Source organism: Catenovulum sp. 2E275 (assembly GCF_025515275.1).
Lineage (GTDB): Bacteria > Pseudomonadota > Gammaproteobacteria > Enterobacterales > Alteromonadaceae > Catenovulum.
The window spans coordinates 1-16,802 of the sequence record NZ_JAOPFU010000020.1; the positions used below are offsets into that span (position 1 = coordinate 1).

The following is a 16,802-nucleotide window of genomic DNA, read 5'->3' on the forward strand; positions in this document are numbered from 1 at the left end:
TTGAGAAAAATAGGTAAAAGTAAATATCAAATTAATTATTAAGCAGATTGTGACTAAACCGGAGCTTTAAAACAGGTTTTTCTACAGTCTCGTTACGTGTTTTTATGGTTGATCAGTCAATTTACAATTCAGTTTTAGATTTAGCATGTGAGTTGGTTAATTCTTCCAGTGCAGAGTTGACTCAAAATTATTGGCATGCTTATCAAAAACTAAATGAACTATGTGAATTACATAAAGGAACTAGCAAAGATCATCCGCTTCAATGGGAAGCCCTTGCGGATTACACACGAAATATCGAACAAGCTTTAAATATCTATTTAATTGCAATAGAGGTCGCAACAAACTTAAATTTAAGCGAATATGTGGCTTCTTCCCAATTTGCAGTTGCGGAGCGCTTCTTGGAAGCAGGTAATAAAAGTGAAGCGATAACATGGGCAAGTAGGGCAGATGAAAATGCTCGTACGTGTAGCAACCTAGAGCTACGTAAAGAAATTAGTGAATTTCTGCTAGAAAGTGCAGAAACACATAAGAGATTCTAGCTTCAATGGTTCGGCTTATACCGCGGCTTCTATTTTTTGTTAAAATTTATTTAACACTTGTCAAACACTACAAAATTGATTAATTTTAAATAAAATGAAATTTCATCAAACAGTTAGCTTCAAACTTTACATTTAATTGTTTGGTTTCATTATTTTTTTCATTCGGATTAAATAACTCGTTTAATCTTTCTTCATGCTGTATTGGGCTTGCCAAATTTAAAGAGCAGACTAAATTGAATTTAGATCCTGATTTTAGCTACATCTATGATGTAAGGAATTTTATGTCTACCGAAAATGCCCTGTTAACTATCTTAGCCGAAAAAATTAGAAACGACTCACTGGTTTTACCTACATTACCCGAAATCGCATTGCAAGTTAGGGAAGCAGCTGAAGATCCAGATATTAATTTACATGCAATGGCTGAGGTTATTTCGCATGACCCGGCTTTATCTGCCCGCATGCTAAAAATTGCGAATAGCGCTTATTTAGGGCGAACCGTTAAAGTAGAAACTTTACATCAAGCAGTGACTCGAATTGGTTTACGTTATATTAAAAATATTGCGACTGCTTTGGCAATGGAGCAGTTGTTTGTGTCTAATAATGATGTGGTTAAGTCATTTTTAGATAAAGTTTGGCTGTATACGGTAGACGTTTCGGCAACCTCTATGGCCTTAATGAAACTATATAAACAGCGAAATAAGCATAGCCACTTAGATTTAGATACCATTACTTTAGCTGCTATGGTACATAATATTGGGGTTTTACCAATTTTAACTGAAGCTGAACGCCATAGTGAAGTGTTTGCAAACCCTGATTTTATTGAAGGTGCTATTGCTCGTTTATCTGGTCGAGTCGGTGGTTCTATCATGAGAAGTTGGGGGTTTAGTCAAGAATTTATAACCGTAGTAGAACGTTGGAATGATCGCAGGTATGAAACCGATAATATTTCATATATAGACTTTGTCCGAATTGCAGCTGTTCATACTGGAGTTATGTATATTACAGAGACTAAAGACGCATTTTTGGGTCGGTATGTTGAAAAAGGTATTATCCCAGATGAAGATTATTTATCAGAAGATGATTTTATTCACGAATATAATGCCGCACGGTCAATTTTTATTGATTAAATATAATAATTTTAGCAACTGGTTAGCTATTATTTTTAATACATTTGTTTAGCCAGTTGTTATATTTACGCTGAATCAGCTTTAGTTCCCTTGTTTTTTGATAATTAAACCTTATGGTTAAATAAAGCGTCCAAAAATACAGCTTATTTAGCGGTATGGAAGCGATAACAATAATAATCAAGGAGCTTTACATTGTCTAACCTTGCCACGCAATCCCGAAAAAACGTTAAAATTTGGGGTTATCCATTTTTAATCACTGTATTAGCGATTGTTTGTTTATCACTCGCTAAAGATTTTATTTTACCGATTATTTTAGCCTTTTTATTAAGCCTTATTTTATCACCCGCAGTGCGCTTTTTAATGCGACTTAAAATTCCGTCGGTTTTAGCTAGTTTTACCATGTTGTTGGTGAGTTGTGCGGTATTAGTTGGCGCAATTTGGCTGGTGACGCCGGGTGTTGCTAAATGGATGTCGGCTGCACCAGAAAAAATAGAGCAAAGACTCAGCACAGACGAAGAAATTCAGCAAACCATAGATAAGCTTCAGGAAACCTCTAAAAAAGTAAATGACGCGGTTAAAAAAATCGGCATAGAGGAAGAGTCCGAGCAACAAACTCAGGTAGTTATTCAGCAAGAAAGCTGGTCGTCTGGTTTATTAGCCAGCTTACAAAAAGGGCTAAGCCAAACCTTATTAATTTTTGCGCTGACTCTGTTTTTATTAATTAGCGGTAATGAACTGGTGCTTAATTTGGTGCGGTTATCTAGTCAGCCTAAAAAGCGCAAACGTTATATTATGCTATTCCAGCGCTTACGGCGCGAAGTGGGGCAATATTTAGGGGCTGCGTTTTTAGTTAACTTAACCTTGGGTTGTTTAACCAGTTTAGTTTTTTGGTATTTGGATGTTCCGCTGGCTTGGACATGGTTAGTGTTGGTCACTTTTTTAAGATTTGTCCCTTATGTTGGCATTGGTTTAATTGCAATTTTGCTGGTGTTAGTTTCAATGACTCATTTTGATACTTTACTCGAAACCTTTATGCCACTGGGCATTTTTATGGGGTTATCTACCATATTTGGTTTTATTGTTGATCCGCTTGTGCATAGCATGCGTTTAAGAATAAACCCGATAATTGTATTTGTATCGGTTATTTTTTGGGGATGGTTATGGGGCGCTGCAGGGGCAATTTTAGCCGTACCTTTATTAACCGTCGCTTTAGTGACTGCCGAATGCATGGGCTGGACTACATTAACCCGAATTGTGACACGCACAAACTAGAAAAATAGCCCACACAAATAGTCGTATAAAAATAAGTAGGAGGGAGATAATGCAAAATACGTTATCTAAGTTTATTTTACCCGAACATTTAAATAATCAAGACAACCAAAAACGCAAAGTTGGTTATGAGCTTGAGTTTGCTGGTTTACAAATTGCGCAGGTGGTCGATATTTTAAAAGCGCAATTAAATGCCGAGTTAGAGCCAAAATCTCAAGCTGAATGTTTAGTGATTAGCCCAACGTTAGGTAAATTTAAAGTTGAATTAGACTGGCAATTTGCAAAAACAACGGCAGCTGAACGCGCACAGGAATATGGCCAAGATAAAGAAGATGATAAGTTTACTCACTGGTTAACTAAAATTGCCAGTCAGGTTGTGCCGGTTGAAATTGTTTGTCCGCCGATTGAAATTGAAAATTTATACCAGCTTGAGCCGGTTGTGAATGCATTATCCGATGCTGGGGCGCTTGGCACAGAAGAATCAGTTTTTTATGCTTTTGGCGTTCATATCAATCCAGAGTTACCGGATTTATCTGCCCCCACGATTGCCGCTTATATTAAAGCTTTTTGTATTGCTCAAGACTGGCTGGTTAAAGCACATCAGGTTGACCCAATCAGACGAGTGACGCCGTATATAGATTTATATCCGGATGATTATATAAAAACGGTATTTAACTACACGGATCAAGTGAGTATCGATCAGCTTATTAGTGATTATTTACAGTTTAACCCGACTCGAAACCGTGCATTAGATTTATTACCTTTATTTAAGTTTTTAGATAAAGATAAGATAAATCAAGAAATTAAAGATAATTTAGTTAATACTAGGCCGACTTTTCATTACCGTTTACCCAATTGTGAAATAGATCAAACACAATGGTCTTTAGCAAATAGTTGGAATATTTGGTGTGTGGTTGAATACTTGGCACATCACCCAGAATTATTAACTGAAATGATTCAACTCTGGCAGGATTCAGACTCATTAGTACAAATAAAAACACCGTCATGGCACGACACATTAGATCAGATCAGACAAAACCTATTGTCGGCGTAACCGGAAATCACAAATGGTTTTCGCCGTCTTGGTGGTGTATTAAATTAGGGCTTATCTTAGCGGGTGCTAAACCAAAGCGGATAAGCATTGTGCACCAGTATCCACTTGAGCAGTTAGACGCAATTGTGATTAGCGGCGGCGATGATATTCACCCTGAATTATATGGTGAAGAGGTTGATCCGGATATTTATTACGATGAAGCACGGGACCAGCTTGAATCTTCGGCTATTTTATATGCATTTAAGCATAACCTGCCGATGTTGGGGATTTGCCGCGGTTATCAGCTGATTAATGTGATGGCTGGCGGTAGTTTATTCTCAGATATTAAATCGCAGCGCAAGCTTACCTCAAATAAAAATCAACTGTTGCCAAAAAAGCAAGTGCAACTCACAACGGCTAGTAAACTGGCTCAGCTTTTTAATACCAACCAGATTAAAGTGAACAGTTTACATCATCAGGCAGTTAACAAAATAGGCGAGGGCTTTAATCAAACCGGACAGGATTTAGATGGTTTTACCCAAGCGATAGAACATCAGCAAAAAAATATTATTGGGGTGCAGTGGCATCCCGAATATTTATTATATTTAAAATCGCAGCGTCGATTATTTAACTGGCTGGTTAAGCACAGTTTAACTAAGTCAACTTAACCAAGCCAACTTCATAAGGGTTTACCTTGTCTTATTTAGTTTTATTTTCATCTTCACTACTGGCGGCAACCATTTTGCCGTTTTATTCCGAATTTATCTTATTCGCGCTGATAAAACAGGGAGAACCTGCGTGGTTATTGGTATTAGTCGCTACCGCCGGTAATACACTCGGTTCAGTCATTAACTGGTACATAGGCCGCTATTTATTAAAATTTAAGCATAAAAAATGGTTTTATTTTAAAGATGCTCAAATTGAAAAAGCGCAAAACTGGTTTGGCAAGTATGGTGTTTGGACTTTATTATTTGCTTGGCTGCCACTCGGCGGCGATGTATTAACCTTGATAGCCGGTATTATGCGTGTGCATATTTTACCTTTTATATTGTTGGTGGGGATTGGTAAATTTTTACGTTATGTCGCAGTATTATATGCCAGTCAAATTAGTTTAGCGCTGATATAGTTTTACCGAAATAAGTCGGTTAGTTACTTATCCAGAATGGTTATTTAAAAGGCAGAAGCTAACTTGCTTGTTATATTCTGCCTTTAAGCGCTTATTTTATAAACTCAGCGGATTAATTTTCAAAAAGTTATTCTGTTCTGATTAAACGCACATCAAAATGTAATACGGCATTTGGACCGATTTTGCCGCTATTGCCTTTTTTGCCCCAAGCTAATTCTGGTGGGATGACAAATTCGTATCTTGAACCGACTGGCATTAATAAAATACCTTCGCGTAAGCCTTCTATTGCCTCTGCTAAGGCAAATTCTTCCGGTAATCCAGCTTTGTAGCTGTCGGCAATTACACTGCCATCGGCGAGGCGAATACGCTGGTTTATCACAACGGTATCAAACTCGGTTGCTAAAGCGCCGTCGGCTTGCTCAATTATTTTATATAATAAACCTGAGCCAGTTTGTTGCGTGTCTGGATGCTGGCTAAATTTTTCGAGAAAGGCTTCAGAGTTTTTTTTGTTTAATCCGGTTGAACCTTTTGATTTTACTGACTTACTTCTTGCCACTTTTATTACCTTAAGATCTTTTTAATAACGCATCCAGCCACGAGGTTGGCAAAATACGTTTTAATACGCCCATTAAATGGGTTGGAAATGTTACATAATATCTGGGTTTTGCCCGTTTAGCTTCAATTGCATGAATGAGTTTATCGTATACTGCTTCTGGGCCAAGGGTAAAACGCATGCCCGGACCTTCCTTTTTTAATCGGGATAACATATTTTGATAAGTATGCTTAAACCGGCTGTTATTCAGATTAATATTTTGCTCAAACTGAGCTAAAGCATTAGCTCTGAATCGAGACAAAATAGGCCCAGGTTCGATTAAACTAATTTGAATTTGGGTGTCGGCTAGCTCAAGTCTGAGCGTATCCGTCAGTCCTTCAATCGCAAATTTGGATGCATTATAAGGGCCTCGAAAGCGCATCGCAACAAAGCCTAAAACGGAACTATTTTGAATAATTCGACCCGAATTAAACGGCAGCATGTGGGCTATGCAAAGTTGGGTGAGTTGATGCCAGCCAAATACATTGGTTTGAAACTGGGTTTGCAACATATCGCGGCTAATGTCTTCAAGTGCACCGGGCAGGGCATAAGCACCATTATTAAATAATACATCTATCTGATGATTATCGGCTTGTGCAACTGCCCAGTTAAATCCAGTTTCTACACTGCTTGGATCGGCTAAATCAAGGGGATGGCACAAAATCCCTAAGTCTGTTAACTTGTTAACATCATTCGGGTTTCGCACGGTTGCTAAAACTTGATAACCTGCTTGATGCAAGGTTTTGGCGCAATAAAAGCCAATGCCGGATGAACAGCCTGTGATCAGCACAGTTTTATTAGTCATAAACTCAGTCATAAAAATAAGAGATAAAGTTATGTTATCAGGAATTCGCCAGTTTTTTGAAAAAAATCTGAAATCCCATTCACCAGAAAATCCAGTAACAGACGAGTTAGCAATAGCTTGTTTATTGGCCGAAGTAATTTTTGCTGACAATGAGTTTGATGAAAAAGAATGGCATACCTTTATTGCCCGTTTAAAACTGAGTTTTGAAATGTCAGACAGTGAGCTAAACGAGTTAGCTGAAACTGCTAAAAATCAGGTTAAGCAAGCCAGTGATCTATTTCAGTTTACCCATGTGGTGAAAGCAATGGAGTACGATAAGCGGGTGCAATTAATTGAGGGTTTATGGCAAATTGCTTATGCCGATGGCAACTTAGATCCGCATGAAGAGCATATTATTCGCCGTATTTGTGAGTTAATCGGCTTAGGCCACAGTGATTTTATTAAAACCAAATTAGCCCAAGCGAATTGAGTTTGGGCACGAATTAAGCATACGGATTATCACATTTAGAATACACCGAATAACGTTTGTCGTGGGTGTATAAATGTACCCATAACTCATGTGGGGCAACTTGTTGCCAAAAATCACTGTTATGTTTAGCCGGGCAGATCATTTGGCTAATATAATTTTGTTGCTGCTCTTTACTCATATTCAATTTATCCGGTATTTGAATAAAAGCATTAATACTGTTTTTTATGACTCGGGTTTCAGAGAATCGCCAGTCACCATAAACAAACTTAGCTTGAAAGGTACGCTGTACATTTTGCACAACGGTTTTTGGAATAGCTTGTTGAGCTGTTTGATTATTATCATTTAACTGGTAAGCAGAAGCCTGATTACAACCACTTAACTGACTACAGACTAAAATAAAGGCAGAGTTGATTAATAAAGTAGTGGTTAATTTAAGTTGTTTTAACTGCGTAAATAAATGACTCATAATGACAAACCCGAAGCGTCCTGACTTGATTAAGCTATCGGATTTGCCAGCTAAAACTTTAGCTAATTTGAGCAAATAATTGTCATTATTTAACCTGAGGTTATTTAAATAAAAGCCAGTTTTTTAATTTTTTAGGCCGACATGCCAACAAGATAATAATGAGCGCTAAATAAATAAAAGGTTCAGTTAAATCCGCTTTACGCGACCAATAAAAGTGTATCCAAATTAGCAAACTAGCTGGGTAAATCCAATAATGCAGCCGTTGCCAGTTTTGGCCTAATTTGCGTCTTAAATAATTAATTGAAGTAACCGCCAGTAATAGCAAAATAGTGAATGCAGCCATCCCAAGCCAAATATAAGGGCGCTTAATTAACTCCTGTAAAAATAAACTTATCTGAAAATTTAATTCAAATAACCAAAAGTTAATTACGTGGCAAAGTGCATAAAAAAAGCTGTAAAGCCCAATTAAACGCCTTAATTGCATTAACCAGCCTTGTTTTAAAAATTTGGCGCAGGGTGAAATTAATAACGTGATTAACAGCAAATTGAGCGCGCCAATTCCGGTAAAATGAATAATCGCTTTAACGGGATCAGCCCCATTTTGATCGGTTATCGACCAAAAATAATTTAATAGCAGCGGGCTTAATGCAAAAAAATGAATAAGAATTTTACTCAGTAAAACTTTAGTCTGAATTTTCATTAGTAATATTTGCTTAAATCCATGCCTTTATATAAAGCGGCAACTTGATCGGCATAGCCATTAAAAGGCAAGGTTTTCACTCTTTGCTGATCAAATAACCCGCCTGAGGTAATGATGCGCTCACTGGCCTGACTCCACCTTGGATGATCAACATTTGGGTTCACATTAGCATAAAAACCATATTCGTCTGGCGCTGATATATTCCATGTCGTTTTTGGTTGTCGGTTAGTTAATTTAATACTGGTAATGCTTTTAATACTTTTAAAGCCGTATTTCCAAGGGACTACTAATCTAACAGGCGCACCATTTTGATTAGGTAAACTTTTGCCATATAAACCAATCGCTAATAACGTGAGCGGGTGCATGGCTTCGTCAATTCTTAACCCTTCGGTATAAGGGTAGGGAATAGAGCCGCCGATAAACCGGCTTTTTTGTCCGCGCATTTCATTTGGACGATACAGGGTTTCAAACGCAACGTATTTTGCATCACTTTTTACCCCAGCTTTTTTTAATAAATCAGCCAGAGAAAAGCCAACCCAAGGGATCACCATAGACCAAGCCTCAACACAGCGCAGGCGATAAACTCTTTCTTCCAGTGCAAACGAGCTAAATAAATCGTCATAATTTAAGGTGATTGGTGTTTCCACCATACCGGAGACTGTTAATTGCCAAGGATCAACCGTTAATTGATGAGCATGTTCGCTCGGGTCTTGTTTAGCTGTGCCAAACTCATAAAAATTATTATAACTGGTGACTTTATCTTGTGGAGTCAGTTCCAGTTGATCTTTTTGCGACTGTTTAACTGGTTGATAGCTTAATTGTTTAAGGGGAGCTGGTGGTTTAGCCGGTTGTGCTTCGTCGTCTTTTAGCCAGTCAAATAAACCTGCTTGGCTAGGGGTGGTTAATAAAGCCCCTGTGCTCACTAAACCAAGCTTTTTTAAAAAATGTCTTTTGTTATTAAAAACAGTTTCATCTGTAATCTGGTGATCTTTAAATTGACTGCGATTCGATTTTACAATTCTCATTATGCATATCCAATTTCAATACATGATTTATCAGACAGGGAAAATGCAGTTTTAATTTCATAAAACTGCATTTTATGGTGCTAGTTTATGGTTTTACTGCAATAAACGAACCTCGCGTTGCGGGAATGGAATTTTAATTCCGTTGGCTTTAAGTTGCTCAAAAATAGCCAGATTAGCCTGATACTTTAATTCAAAAAAACGAGTTGTCGGTACCCAATAACGCACACCAATGTTGATAGCACTGTCGCCAAATTCGTCAATCCCGATTTGTGCTGGTTTAGACGAATCAACCCAATCAAAGCCAGCTAACACATGGTTGATAGTTGCTATCGCCAGTTTTGGATCAGAGTCGTAACTAATTCCAATAGACATATCGACCAGTTTGTTTTCATAAGAGTTATGTAAAATATCGCCAATTAAATACTTGTTAGGAATAATAATATCTTCTTCTTCTTCGTTTACTAATACCGTGTTTGGTAAACGTACCTCTTTAACGACACCTGTGACATTTTGAATGGTTATGGTATTACCTACTTTAAATGGGCGGGTTAAAATTATAGCTAAACCTGCGCCATAATTAGACAGCATACCTTGCAGCGCTAAACCAGCGCCTAATGAAATCGCACCAATTGCGGCAACCAGTGGGGTAATGCTAATCCCAATTTTACCTAGCGCAATGACAATACCAATGGCTAATACAGCCACTTTTAAAATATTGGCTAAAAATTGGCTGAGCGTAATATCGACTCTTTTAGTTAATAAAAAGCCTTTAAACCAGTTAGAAAATTTAGCCGCTAGCCATAAAAATAAAATAAAAATAATTAAAGCGCCAACTAACTGGAAGCTGTAAGTGACTAAATATTCGATGACTAAATCATAATATTTTTGCAGTTTTTCAATATCTTGCTCAAACATAAATATCTCTGATATATAAGGGAAAATGGGATTTTTGTACTCTAGTTTAAATTAAGCGGCTTGCCAAGATTGCAAAACCACAAATTAAACTGTAACTTTTAGCGTAAATTCAGGGTCATATTATTTAACCTGTAGCTCAGGTTATTTACCTTAGGGTATATCAGTGCCTTGTTAAATATTCATTTATAAAAATTATAGAGTTGTCTATGTTTAAAAAATCTTTTATTGCAATGTCTGCCGCAGCTATTGCATTTTCATCTGCGGTTATGGCAAAAGCCGATCAAGCTGCGATTAAACAAACTGTACAAAGTCAATTAGGGTTAAGTGTGCAAAGCATTAATCCATCACCAGTTGCTGGATTTGCAACCGTGGTGACTGATCGTGGGTTATTTTATGTATCTGACGATGCTAAATTTTTATTTCACGGCAATTTATTTAACTTAAAAGACGGCATTAAAAACGAAACCGAAGCCGAAATGACTAAAGTGAGATCGGGGGCGATTGCTGACTTTAAAGATGACGCTATTGTTTATAAAGCCAAAAATGAAAAATACGCAATTAACGTTTTTACCGATATTACTTGTGGTTACTGCCGCAAAATGCATAACGAAATTGAAGGTTATAACGATTTAGGAATTACCGTTAGATATTTAGCGTTTCCTCGTGGCGGATTAGCCAGTAAATCGTATAACGATATGGTTAGTGTTTGGTGTGCTAACGACACTAAACAAGCATTAACCGATGCTAAAATGAATAATAAAATAGTTGCTAAAACCTGTGAAAACACAGTGGCGGAGCAATATAAACTGGGTGGCCAAATGGGCGTTACAGGGACACCGGCTGTTGTATTAGATAACGGGTTATTAGTACCGGGTTATCGCCCGCCTGCGGATATGCTTAAAGTTTTACAAGGTAGTTAAAATGCAGATAGTTCGGCGACAAACCGAATTAGCAGACAACTTACCCTCGCACATACATCCACTGTTACGCCGAGTATTGCTCAGGCGCAATTTAGTGGATGCTGCCGCTTTAGATTTATCTGCTAAACAATTACCCAAACCTAATCTGGCAGATATAGATAAAGCTGTTGTTTTGCTGGAGCAGGCAATTACACATCATAAAAAAATCATTATCGTAGGTGATTTTGATGCAGATGGCGCAACCAGCACGGCATTAACTTATAGCGCGTTAAAACAACTTGGTTGTCAGCAAATCGACTTTTTAGTGCCAAACCGATTTGATTACGGTTATGGTTTATCTGAGCCTTTGGTTGATGTGGCTGCGCAAATGGGCGCAGAGCTTATTATTACCGTAGATAACGGCATTGCCTGTGTAGCTGGCGTTGCCAGAGCCAAATCGTTGGGCATTGAGGTGGTGGTGACCGATCACCATTTGCCGGGCGAAACTTTACCAGCTGCCGATGCCATTATTAACCCAAATCGTAAAGACTGCCCGTTTCCAAGCAAAGCCATTGCCGGTGTAGGGGTTGCTTTTTATTTAATGCTGGGGCTACGTAGCCATTTACGACAAACAGGCTATTTTGAGCAGTATCAAATAAAAGAACCTAACTTTGCAGATTTATTAGACTTAGTTGCATTGGGAACTGTTGCCGATGTGGTGCCTTTGGATGAAACCAACCGAATTTTAGTGCAGCAAGGGATTAACCGGATTCGTCAGGGTTATTGCAGACCCGGAATTAAAGCGCTGTTAGATGTTGCCCAAAAAGATCATAAACAATTAGTATCATCCGATTTTGGTTTTGCAGTTGGGCCGCGTTTAAATGCAGCTGGTCGGTTAGATGATATGAGTTTAGGGATAAGCTGTTTATTAGCACCGGATTATACCCACGCATTACATTTAGCTAGCCGTTTGGATGAATTAAACAAAGAGCGCCGCGCGATAGAAGCCAGTATGCAGGTTGAGGCGATGCAAACCATGGATACCATTCATCTGGACGATATTCCGGCTGGAATTTGTTTATTTCAGGACGATTGGCATCAGGGCGTTATCGGCATTTTAGCCGGACGAATTAAAGAGCGTTTTCATCGTCCTGTGGTTATTTTTGCCGAAGATAACGACAATATTTTAAAAGGTTCGTGCCGCTCAATTCCGGGTTTTCATATTCGTGATGCGCTGGAAGCGCTTGAATCGCAACATCCGGGATTAATCATTAAATTTGGTGGCCATGCTATGGCGGCAGGCTTATCAATTAACAAAGCCGATTATAATGACTTTAAACAAGCCTTTGAAAAAGTCGTTAACTCATTAATTCAACCGCATTTATTAACTAACTCTATTTTGTCGGATGGGGAATTAAGTGTAGATGAATTAACGGTCGATGTTGCAGATTTACTGAAAAAAGCGATGCCTTGGGGACAATGTTTTGAAGCACCTGTGTTTGACGATATTTTTATGGTCGCTCAAGAAAAAGTGCTGCATGACAAACATCTTAAATTTGTCTTAATTCATAAATCTGGGTTAGCAGTGGATGCTATCTGGTTTAATTACAATCCTAAATTTTGGACAGTTGGTAAAAACACTCAGATTCACGCGGCATTTCAGCTTGATGTAAATCATTTTCGCGGAAAATCACAAGTGCAATTAATGTTACAGGCCGGAATAGAGGTTTAATCATTTAAACTTAGTTTAAGTTATTGTTTTGTTGTCATTTTGTGGTATTTTTATACTCAATCATTGTAAATTCAGTGATATTTATATCCAGCTTAGCGACTGATTTTGTGAGATTAAATATACCTGTGCAGCTTGAAGCTACGCAGGTATAAAGCTGAGCAACCCACGGATGATGTATACAGACTTTTCTGATGTTTATCTTGGCTGGTAAAAAAAGCTAAATAAACCATAAGGATAATGAACCTCTGGCGGATATTTTAACTGATAAAATATTCGCAAATATAGTTAACTGAATGATTGCTCAATTACAGAGTTAACTAAATGTGCTGAGTTTAAGCTCAGGTTGATTAGCCTTTGAGGTGAAAATATGAAGTATAAAGCCACTTCTTTTGATATTGCATACAAAGCGGGTGTTTCTCAGTCTACTGTATCCAGAGCGCTCAGAAACAGCCCGTTAGTTAATGAAGAAACCCGTAAAAAAGTCCATGCTATTGCGAAAGAGCTTAATTATAAAGTTGATAAAAATGCCAGTAATTTACGTTCTCAGCATACTGGCACTTTAGCTTTATTATTGTTTGAAGATCCTACTATGGATGATTCGCTCATCAATCCATTCTTTTTATCTATGCTTGGCAGTATCACCCGCGCCGCGGCTAAAAAAGGCTATGATTTATTAATTTCATTTCAACAACTCAGTGACGACTGGCATGCCGATTATGAAGATGCTTCAAAAGCGGATGGCATTATTTTGCTAGGTTATGGCGACTACATAGATTACGAAGAAAAGTTAATTAAGCTTGATGAGCAGGGAACTCACTTTGTTCGTTACGGCGCAGTTGCAGAGAATCAACCTGGCATCTCATTTGGCTGTGACAATTTTGAAGGCGGCTATTTAGCAACCAAACATTTAATTGATTTAGGCCGTAAGCATTTTGCTTTTTTAGGCGGTGCATCGGATCACTGTCCTGAGTTTTGGTCAAGATATCAAGGGCATTGTCAGGCATTAAAAGAAGCTGGTTTAGAGATTCATCCTGAATGGCAAGTTGATGCTATTTCAACCGAAACCTCTGGTGGCGAAGCCGCTAAAAAATTATTGGCAACTGGTGCTCAGTTTGATGCGGTAATTTGTGCATCTGATTTAATTGCAATTGGTGGTATGCGCGAAGTATTAGACGCAGGTTTACATATTCCAAATGATGTTGCTTTTGTTGGATTTGATGATATTCCAATTGCCTCATTTACGAATCCACCTTTAACAACCATTCAGCAAAATACTCGTTTAGCCGGTGAAATGTTAGTTGAAGCTGTGGTGAATTTAATTCACAACTTAGAAGTAAAACCTAGCTTAACACCAGCCACTTTAGTGGTTAGACGCTCGTGTGGTAGCAGCAAATAACAATGCAATTAACCGATGAATATTGGATGGCTAAAACCATTGAACTAGCCAAACAAGCGGAGGCAGAAGGCGAAATTCCGGTAGCGGCCATTGTGGTTAAAGATAATCAACTGATTGCCAGCGGGTATAATCAATCTATCCAGTTGCATGATGCCTCAGCCCATGCCGAAGTCTTGGCCGTCAGAAAGGCTGGTGAAGTATTACAAAATTACCGTTTGGTTGACTGTACTTTATATGTTTCGCTTGAACCTTGCCCCATGTGTGCCGGATTATTGGTACACAGCCGAATTAAACGTTTAGTATTTGCTGCGCATGATTTAAAAACCGGCGCTTGTGGCAGCGTTTTTAACTTAGTTGAAAACGATAAATTAAACCATCAGCTCGAACTCACCTCTGGCATTTTGGCTGAACAAGCCAGTAGTCAAATTTCTGATTTTTTTAAACGCCGCCGCGCAGAAATAAAAGCCCACAAGCAGGCTCAAAAATTACAGGCAGAGCAAATACAATTAGCGCAAAATAAGGATAGTTAATGCAGCAGGCAGAAACTTTTTTGCAATTAATAAAACTCATCGAACGCAAAGTTGAATTTGATAAGCAAAACCCTTGGTATCAGGGGGTTGAAACTTATCTGTCCGGTTTACAAAACGAGGTAATTGAAGTTGCTGATGAACTAAAAATGGCAAGACGAGCATATTTGGAAGATGAATTAGCCGATGTATTATGGAATTATTTAAATTTAATTGGGCAATTAGAAAAACAAAATCAGGCAAGCTTAGTTAATGTTATTAACCGCTGTTTAGTTAAGTACCAGCAACGTTTGGATACCATTGAAAATGGTGGTTGTTGGGATACGATAAAGCAACAGCAAAAAGCAGAATTGGCTAAAGTATTAAACGATTCAGATGAGCAAACGGATAAAGAATAATTAAACAGTGGAGCGTGAAAATTAAGTTTTAACGTGAGTTTTTTAGCGCGGTTTAATCGGGGATGAAAGAAAGGGGGGGAAGATAAGCTTACAGCGCAGTATCTTCCATTTGCATATTGGCAAAATATTTTCTGCGGTTAATGACTTTAGTATGGATTTTTTTCAACATGGTTTTACGTCTGCCAGCACCGGCAGCATTTAGTTTTCTTCGCATAAAAATGCTCCTTTTGTTTCTTTAAATAAGTCTTTATAAATTAATAAAATAAAATGTTCTAAACATTTCAAAGCAGTAGAACAAATGAATATGACAAAATGATTAAAAAGTAAATCGTTTTTTGTCAAATCCACAAAATAATTTGATTTATTGCGCTTTATTGAGTCATTTCTAATAAAAACAGCAATAAATCAGTATTTTATCTTTGCTAGAGCTAAATCAATATAAATTGCGAGTATCAGAGCCATCACAGACAGTTCAATTCAAGGCGTATCATTGCAGGAATGTAGGTACCTTTCAAAATGATACAACACAGAAGTGGGCTGTCTGTGAGGCTCCTGAAAGGCTGGGTTAAAAGCCATTTATTCTGCGTTAAGTTGGCTTGACGTACGACCGCATGGATGCGGGAGGTAGTATAACGCAGGAGCAGTTATCGAGAACCACTATGCCTGTGCCAACTTGCCTTGCCTAAATGGCTTTTATCTCCAGCTGATTATCGCTATTTATATTAATTTAGCTCTAATCATTTAATGCCTTGATGCATTTTTTCAACCCAAAGTTTAGTTGCACCGCATACAGCAACCGGCATCACAATTAAATTTATAATCGGGATCATTGAAAACAAACTCACTATTATCCCAAAACTAAAGCTGGATGATTTTTTTCGCCAAAGTTGATCCCGCATTTGGCTAAAAGAGACTTGGTGATTATCAAACGGAAAGTCCAGATATTGAATCGCCATCATCCAAGCAATAAATAAAAACCAGATAATTTGCCCGCCAACCGGTAAAAATAAAAACAAAATAAAATAGCCTAATGCCCGTGGTAGGTAATAAGCCAGTTTTTGCCATTCGCGCTTTAATGTACGGCCAATTTCTTGAGTGAGTTTAAATTCACTGTCTGCTTGCTGCGCCAGTTGCGGTGATAACATCATCTCAACTTTACTCGCGAGTAAACCGTGAAATGGCGCAGCGATAAAGTTTGAAATGCTGGTAAATAAAAAAATAAATAGCACAAAAAAACCAACAATCATCACAGGTAAAATTAATACGGTTAACCATGACAACCAGTCAGGTACCCAGCCGATAACCCATTGTGAAATCAGATCTGTTTGGCCTAGCAGCCACCAAAACGTTAATCCAAATAACACCAAGTTAATTAAAATGGGGATATAAACAAAACGCCGGATCCCTTTTTTATTAATTAATGAAAAGCCATCAAAGAAGCACTGCACACCTGAGCTCATAATTATCCTTTTTATATTCAGATCATTGGAACGAAAAAACCAACTAAAAGTTCAGTTTTATAATCGTGGTAAATAAAGCTAAATGTACCTTAATTAAGGCTTAAACCCCAAACCTTAATTGAGTTAGTGTGATGACGGATAAAGCCGTGGTGGATTATGATTTTTGCCAAAATGGTTAAATTAACCGCTAATGTTGTTTCCATAAAATTTTAGAGCGTTTAAGCCGCTTTGTGATTTATCAAATCTGTGATTCAAGATGAATTAGAAATAGTAGTTGATGAGTTTTTATATCTAAATTGTGTATTGGCTAAGCTTTTGGTATGT

At 37.9% G+C, this 16,802-nt stretch carries 20 protein-coding genes; 12 read left to right on the plus strand and 8 right to left on the minus strand.

All coding sequences use genetic code 11. The features are described 5' to 3' along the window. The first annotated feature begins 104 nt into the window (after positions 1-104). The 6 genes from N7931_RS10835 to N7931_RS10860 all read left to right on the plus strand — a co-directional run bounded on the left by N7931_RS10835 (position 105) and on the right by N7931_RS10860 (position 5,094). Positions 105-539: a hypothetical protein gene (locus N7931_RS10835; protein ID WP_262793996.1), complete on the plus strand. Its 435-nt coding sequence runs from the start codon at positions 105-107 to the stop codon at positions 537-539. A gap of 281 nt (positions 540-820) precedes the next feature. Then, positions 821-1,666 carry an HDOD domain-containing protein gene (locus N7931_RS10840; protein ID WP_262793998.1) on the plus strand — a complete coding sequence of 282 codons (846 nt, stop codon included), beginning with the start codon at positions 821-823 and terminating at the stop codon, positions 1,664-1,666. Positions 1,667-1,858: 192 nt separating this feature from the next. Beyond that, positions 1,859-2,938: an AI-2E family transporter gene (locus tag N7931_RS10845; protein WP_262793999.1), complete on the plus strand. Its 1,080-nt coding sequence runs from the start codon at positions 1,859-1,861 to the stop codon at positions 2,936-2,938. 49 nt (positions 2,939-2,987) lie between these two features. Next, on the plus strand, positions 2,988-3,989 hold the full coding sequence (locus tag N7931_RS10850) for an amidoligase family protein (protein WP_262794000.1): 1,002 nt from the start codon (positions 2,988-2,990) through the stop codon (positions 3,987-3,989). Then, positions 3,941-4,636, plus strand: a complete 696-nt coding sequence (locus tag N7931_RS10855) for a gamma-glutamyl-gamma-aminobutyrate hydrolase family protein (RefSeq protein ID WP_262794002.1) — start codon at positions 3,941-3,943, stop codon at positions 4,634-4,636. The genes N7931_RS10850 and N7931_RS10855 overlap by 49 nt, the downstream gene beginning before the upstream one ends. Positions 4,637-4,662: 26 nt before the next feature. After that, on the plus strand, positions 4,663-5,094 hold the full coding sequence (locus N7931_RS10860) for a YqaA family protein (RefSeq protein WP_262794003.1): 432 nt from the start codon (positions 4,663-4,665) through the stop codon (positions 5,092-5,094). A 127-nt stretch (positions 5,095-5,221) separates the two neighbouring features. Here the strand turns inward: N7931_RS10860 and N7931_RS10865 are convergent, their stop codons facing one another. Together N7931_RS10865 and N7931_RS10870 are read right to left on the minus strand one after the other, a co-directional pair. After that, positions 5,222-5,650, minus strand: a complete 429-nt coding sequence (locus tag N7931_RS10865) for an FKBP-type peptidyl-prolyl cis-trans isomerase (protein ID WP_262794005.1) — start codon at positions 5,648-5,650, stop codon at positions 5,222-5,224. A gap of 10 nt (positions 5,651-5,660) precedes the next feature. Beyond that, positions 5,661-6,491, minus strand: a complete 831-nt coding sequence (locus N7931_RS10870; protein WP_262794006.1) for an SDR family NAD(P)-dependent oxidoreductase — start codon at positions 6,489-6,491, stop codon at positions 5,661-5,663. 31 nt (positions 6,492-6,522) lie between these two features. Here N7931_RS10870 and N7931_RS10875 point away from each other — a divergent pair, with 31 nt between their 5' ends. Continuing rightward, positions 6,523-6,960, plus strand: a complete 438-nt coding sequence (locus tag N7931_RS10875; RefSeq protein WP_262794007.1) for a TerB family tellurite resistance protein — start codon at positions 6,523-6,525, stop codon at positions 6,958-6,960. 13 nt (positions 6,961-6,973) lie between these two features. Here N7931_RS10875 and N7931_RS10880 read toward each other — a convergent pair whose 3' ends face one another. The 4 genes from N7931_RS10880 to N7931_RS10895 all read right to left on the minus strand — a co-directional run bounded on the left by N7931_RS10880 (position 6,974) and on the right by N7931_RS10895 (position 10,066). Next, positions 6,974-7,426, minus strand: a complete 453-nt coding sequence (locus N7931_RS10880; RefSeq protein ID WP_262794008.1) for a hypothetical protein — start codon at positions 7,424-7,426, stop codon at positions 6,974-6,976. 100 nt (positions 7,427-7,526) lie between these two features. After that, positions 7,527-8,126: a sulfite oxidase heme-binding subunit YedZ gene (locus N7931_RS10885; protein ID WP_262794010.1), complete on the minus strand. Its 600-nt coding sequence runs from the start codon at positions 8,124-8,126 to the stop codon at positions 7,527-7,529. Then, positions 8,126-9,151 carry a protein-methionine-sulfoxide reductase catalytic subunit MsrP gene (gene msrP / locus N7931_RS10890; RefSeq protein WP_262794011.1) on the minus strand — a complete coding sequence of 342 codons (1,026 nt, stop codon included), beginning with the start codon at positions 9,149-9,151 and terminating at the stop codon, positions 8,126-8,128. Before msrP ends, N7931_RS10885 begins: the two co-directional genes overlap by 1 nt. A 93-nt stretch (positions 9,152-9,244) precedes the next feature. Further along, complete coding sequence (locus N7931_RS10895) at positions 9,245-10,066, minus strand: mechanosensitive ion channel family protein (RefSeq protein ID WP_262794012.1); 822 nt, start codon at positions 10,064-10,066, stop codon at positions 9,245-9,247. 206 nt (positions 10,067-10,272) lie between these two features. Here N7931_RS10895 and dsbC point away from each other — a divergent pair, with 206 nt between their 5' ends. From dsbC to N7931_RS10920, 5 genes are all read left to right on the plus strand, one after another. Beyond that, entirely contained in the window at positions 10,273-10,986 is a 714-nt protein-coding gene (gene dsbC / locus N7931_RS10900) for a bifunctional protein-disulfide isomerase/oxidoreductase DsbC (RefSeq protein ID WP_262794013.1), read from the plus strand. Between the two features lies 1 nt (position 10,987). Then, positions 10,988-12,697 carry a single-stranded-DNA-specific exonuclease RecJ gene (recJ, locus tag N7931_RS10905; RefSeq protein WP_262794014.1) on the plus strand — a complete coding sequence of 570 codons (1,710 nt, stop codon included), beginning with the start codon at positions 10,988-10,990 and terminating at the stop codon, positions 12,695-12,697. Positions 12,698-13,064: 367 nt separating this feature from the next. Continuing rightward, positions 13,065-14,093: a LacI family DNA-binding transcriptional regulator gene (locus N7931_RS10910; protein WP_262794015.1), complete on the plus strand. Its 1,029-nt coding sequence runs from the start codon at positions 13,065-13,067 to the stop codon at positions 14,091-14,093. Positions 14,094-14,095: 2 nt separating this feature from the next. Further along, positions 14,096-14,623, plus strand: a complete 528-nt coding sequence (gene tadA / locus N7931_RS10915) for a tRNA adenosine(34) deaminase TadA (RefSeq protein WP_262794017.1) — start codon at positions 14,096-14,098, stop codon at positions 14,621-14,623. Continuing rightward, entirely contained in the window at positions 14,623-15,018 is a 396-nt protein-coding gene (locus N7931_RS10920; RefSeq protein WP_262794018.1) for a MazG nucleotide pyrophosphohydrolase domain-containing protein, read from the plus strand. The genes tadA and N7931_RS10920 overlap by 1 nt, the downstream gene beginning before the upstream one ends. An 88-nt stretch (positions 15,019-15,106) precedes the next feature. On the opposite strand, the gene N7931_RS10925 is transcribed toward N7931_RS10920, so the two are convergent. Together N7931_RS10925 and cysZ are read right to left on the minus strand one after the other, a co-directional pair. Next, positions 15,107-15,232, minus strand: a complete 126-nt coding sequence (locus N7931_RS10925; protein ID WP_262794019.1) for a hypothetical protein — start codon at positions 15,230-15,232, stop codon at positions 15,107-15,109. Positions 15,233-15,755: 523 nt separating this feature from the next. Continuing rightward, positions 15,756-16,478 (minus strand): sulfate transporter CysZ, encoded by a 723-nt coding sequence (gene cysZ, locus N7931_RS10930; protein WP_262794020.1) that lies wholly within the window; start codon positions 16,476-16,478, stop codon positions 15,756-15,758. Positions 16,479-16,802: the final 324 nt, after the last annotated feature.

Coding starts and splice junctions, on each gene's coding strand:
- msrP (WP_262794011.1), bottom strand. CDS start 9,151: ATGAGAATTGTAAAATCGAATCGCAGTCAATTTAAAGATCACCAGATT.
- cysZ (WP_262794020.1), bottom strand. CDS start 16,478: ATGAGCTCAGGTGTGCAGTGCTTCTTTGATGGCTTTTCATTAATTAAT.
- N7931_RS10840 (WP_262793998.1), top strand. CDS start 821: ATGTCTACCGAAAATGCCCTGTTAACTATCTTAGCCGAAAAAATTAGA.
- dsbC (WP_262794013.1), top strand. CDS start 10,273: ATGTTTAAAAAATCTTTTATTGCAATGTCTGCCGCAGCTATTGCATTT.
- N7931_RS10925 (WP_262794019.1), bottom strand. CDS start 15,232: ATGCGAAGAAAACTAAATGCTGCCGGTGCTGGCAGACGTAAAACCATG.
- tadA (WP_262794017.1), top strand. CDS start 14,096: ATGCAATTAACCGATGAATATTGGATGGCTAAAACCATTGAACTAGCC.
- N7931_RS10855 (WP_262794002.1), top strand. CDS start 3,941: ATGGCACGACACATTAGATCAGATCAGACAAAACCTATTGTCGGCGTA.
- N7931_RS10875 (WP_262794007.1), top strand. CDS start 6,523: ATGTTATCAGGAATTCGCCAGTTTTTTGAAAAAAATCTGAAATCCCAT.
- recJ (WP_262794014.1), top strand. CDS start 10,988: ATGCAGATAGTTCGGCGACAAACCGAATTAGCAGACAACTTACCCTCG.
- N7931_RS10870 (WP_262794006.1), bottom strand. CDS start 6,491: ATGACTAATAAAACTGTGCTGATCACAGGCTGTTCATCCGGCATTGGC.
- N7931_RS10910 (WP_262794015.1), top strand. CDS start 13,065: ATGAAGTATAAAGCCACTTCTTTTGATATTGCATACAAAGCGGGTGTT.
- N7931_RS10835 (WP_262793996.1), top strand. CDS start 105: ATGGTTGATCAGTCAATTTACAATTCAGTTTTAGATTTAGCATGTGAG.
- N7931_RS10880 (WP_262794008.1), bottom strand. CDS start 7,426: ATGAGTCATTTATTTACGCAGTTAAAACAACTTAAATTAACCACTACT.
- N7931_RS10920 (WP_262794018.1), top strand. CDS start 14,623: ATGCAGCAGGCAGAAACTTTTTTGCAATTAATAAAACTCATCGAACGC.
- N7931_RS10885 (WP_262794010.1), bottom strand. CDS start 8,126: ATGAAAATTCAGACTAAAGTTTTACTGAGTAAAATTCTTATTCATTTT.
- N7931_RS10850 (WP_262794000.1), top strand. CDS start 2,988: ATGCAAAATACGTTATCTAAGTTTATTTTACCCGAACATTTAAATAAT.
- N7931_RS10895 (WP_262794012.1), bottom strand. CDS start 10,066: ATGTTTGAGCAAGATATTGAAAAACTGCAAAAATATTATGATTTAGTC.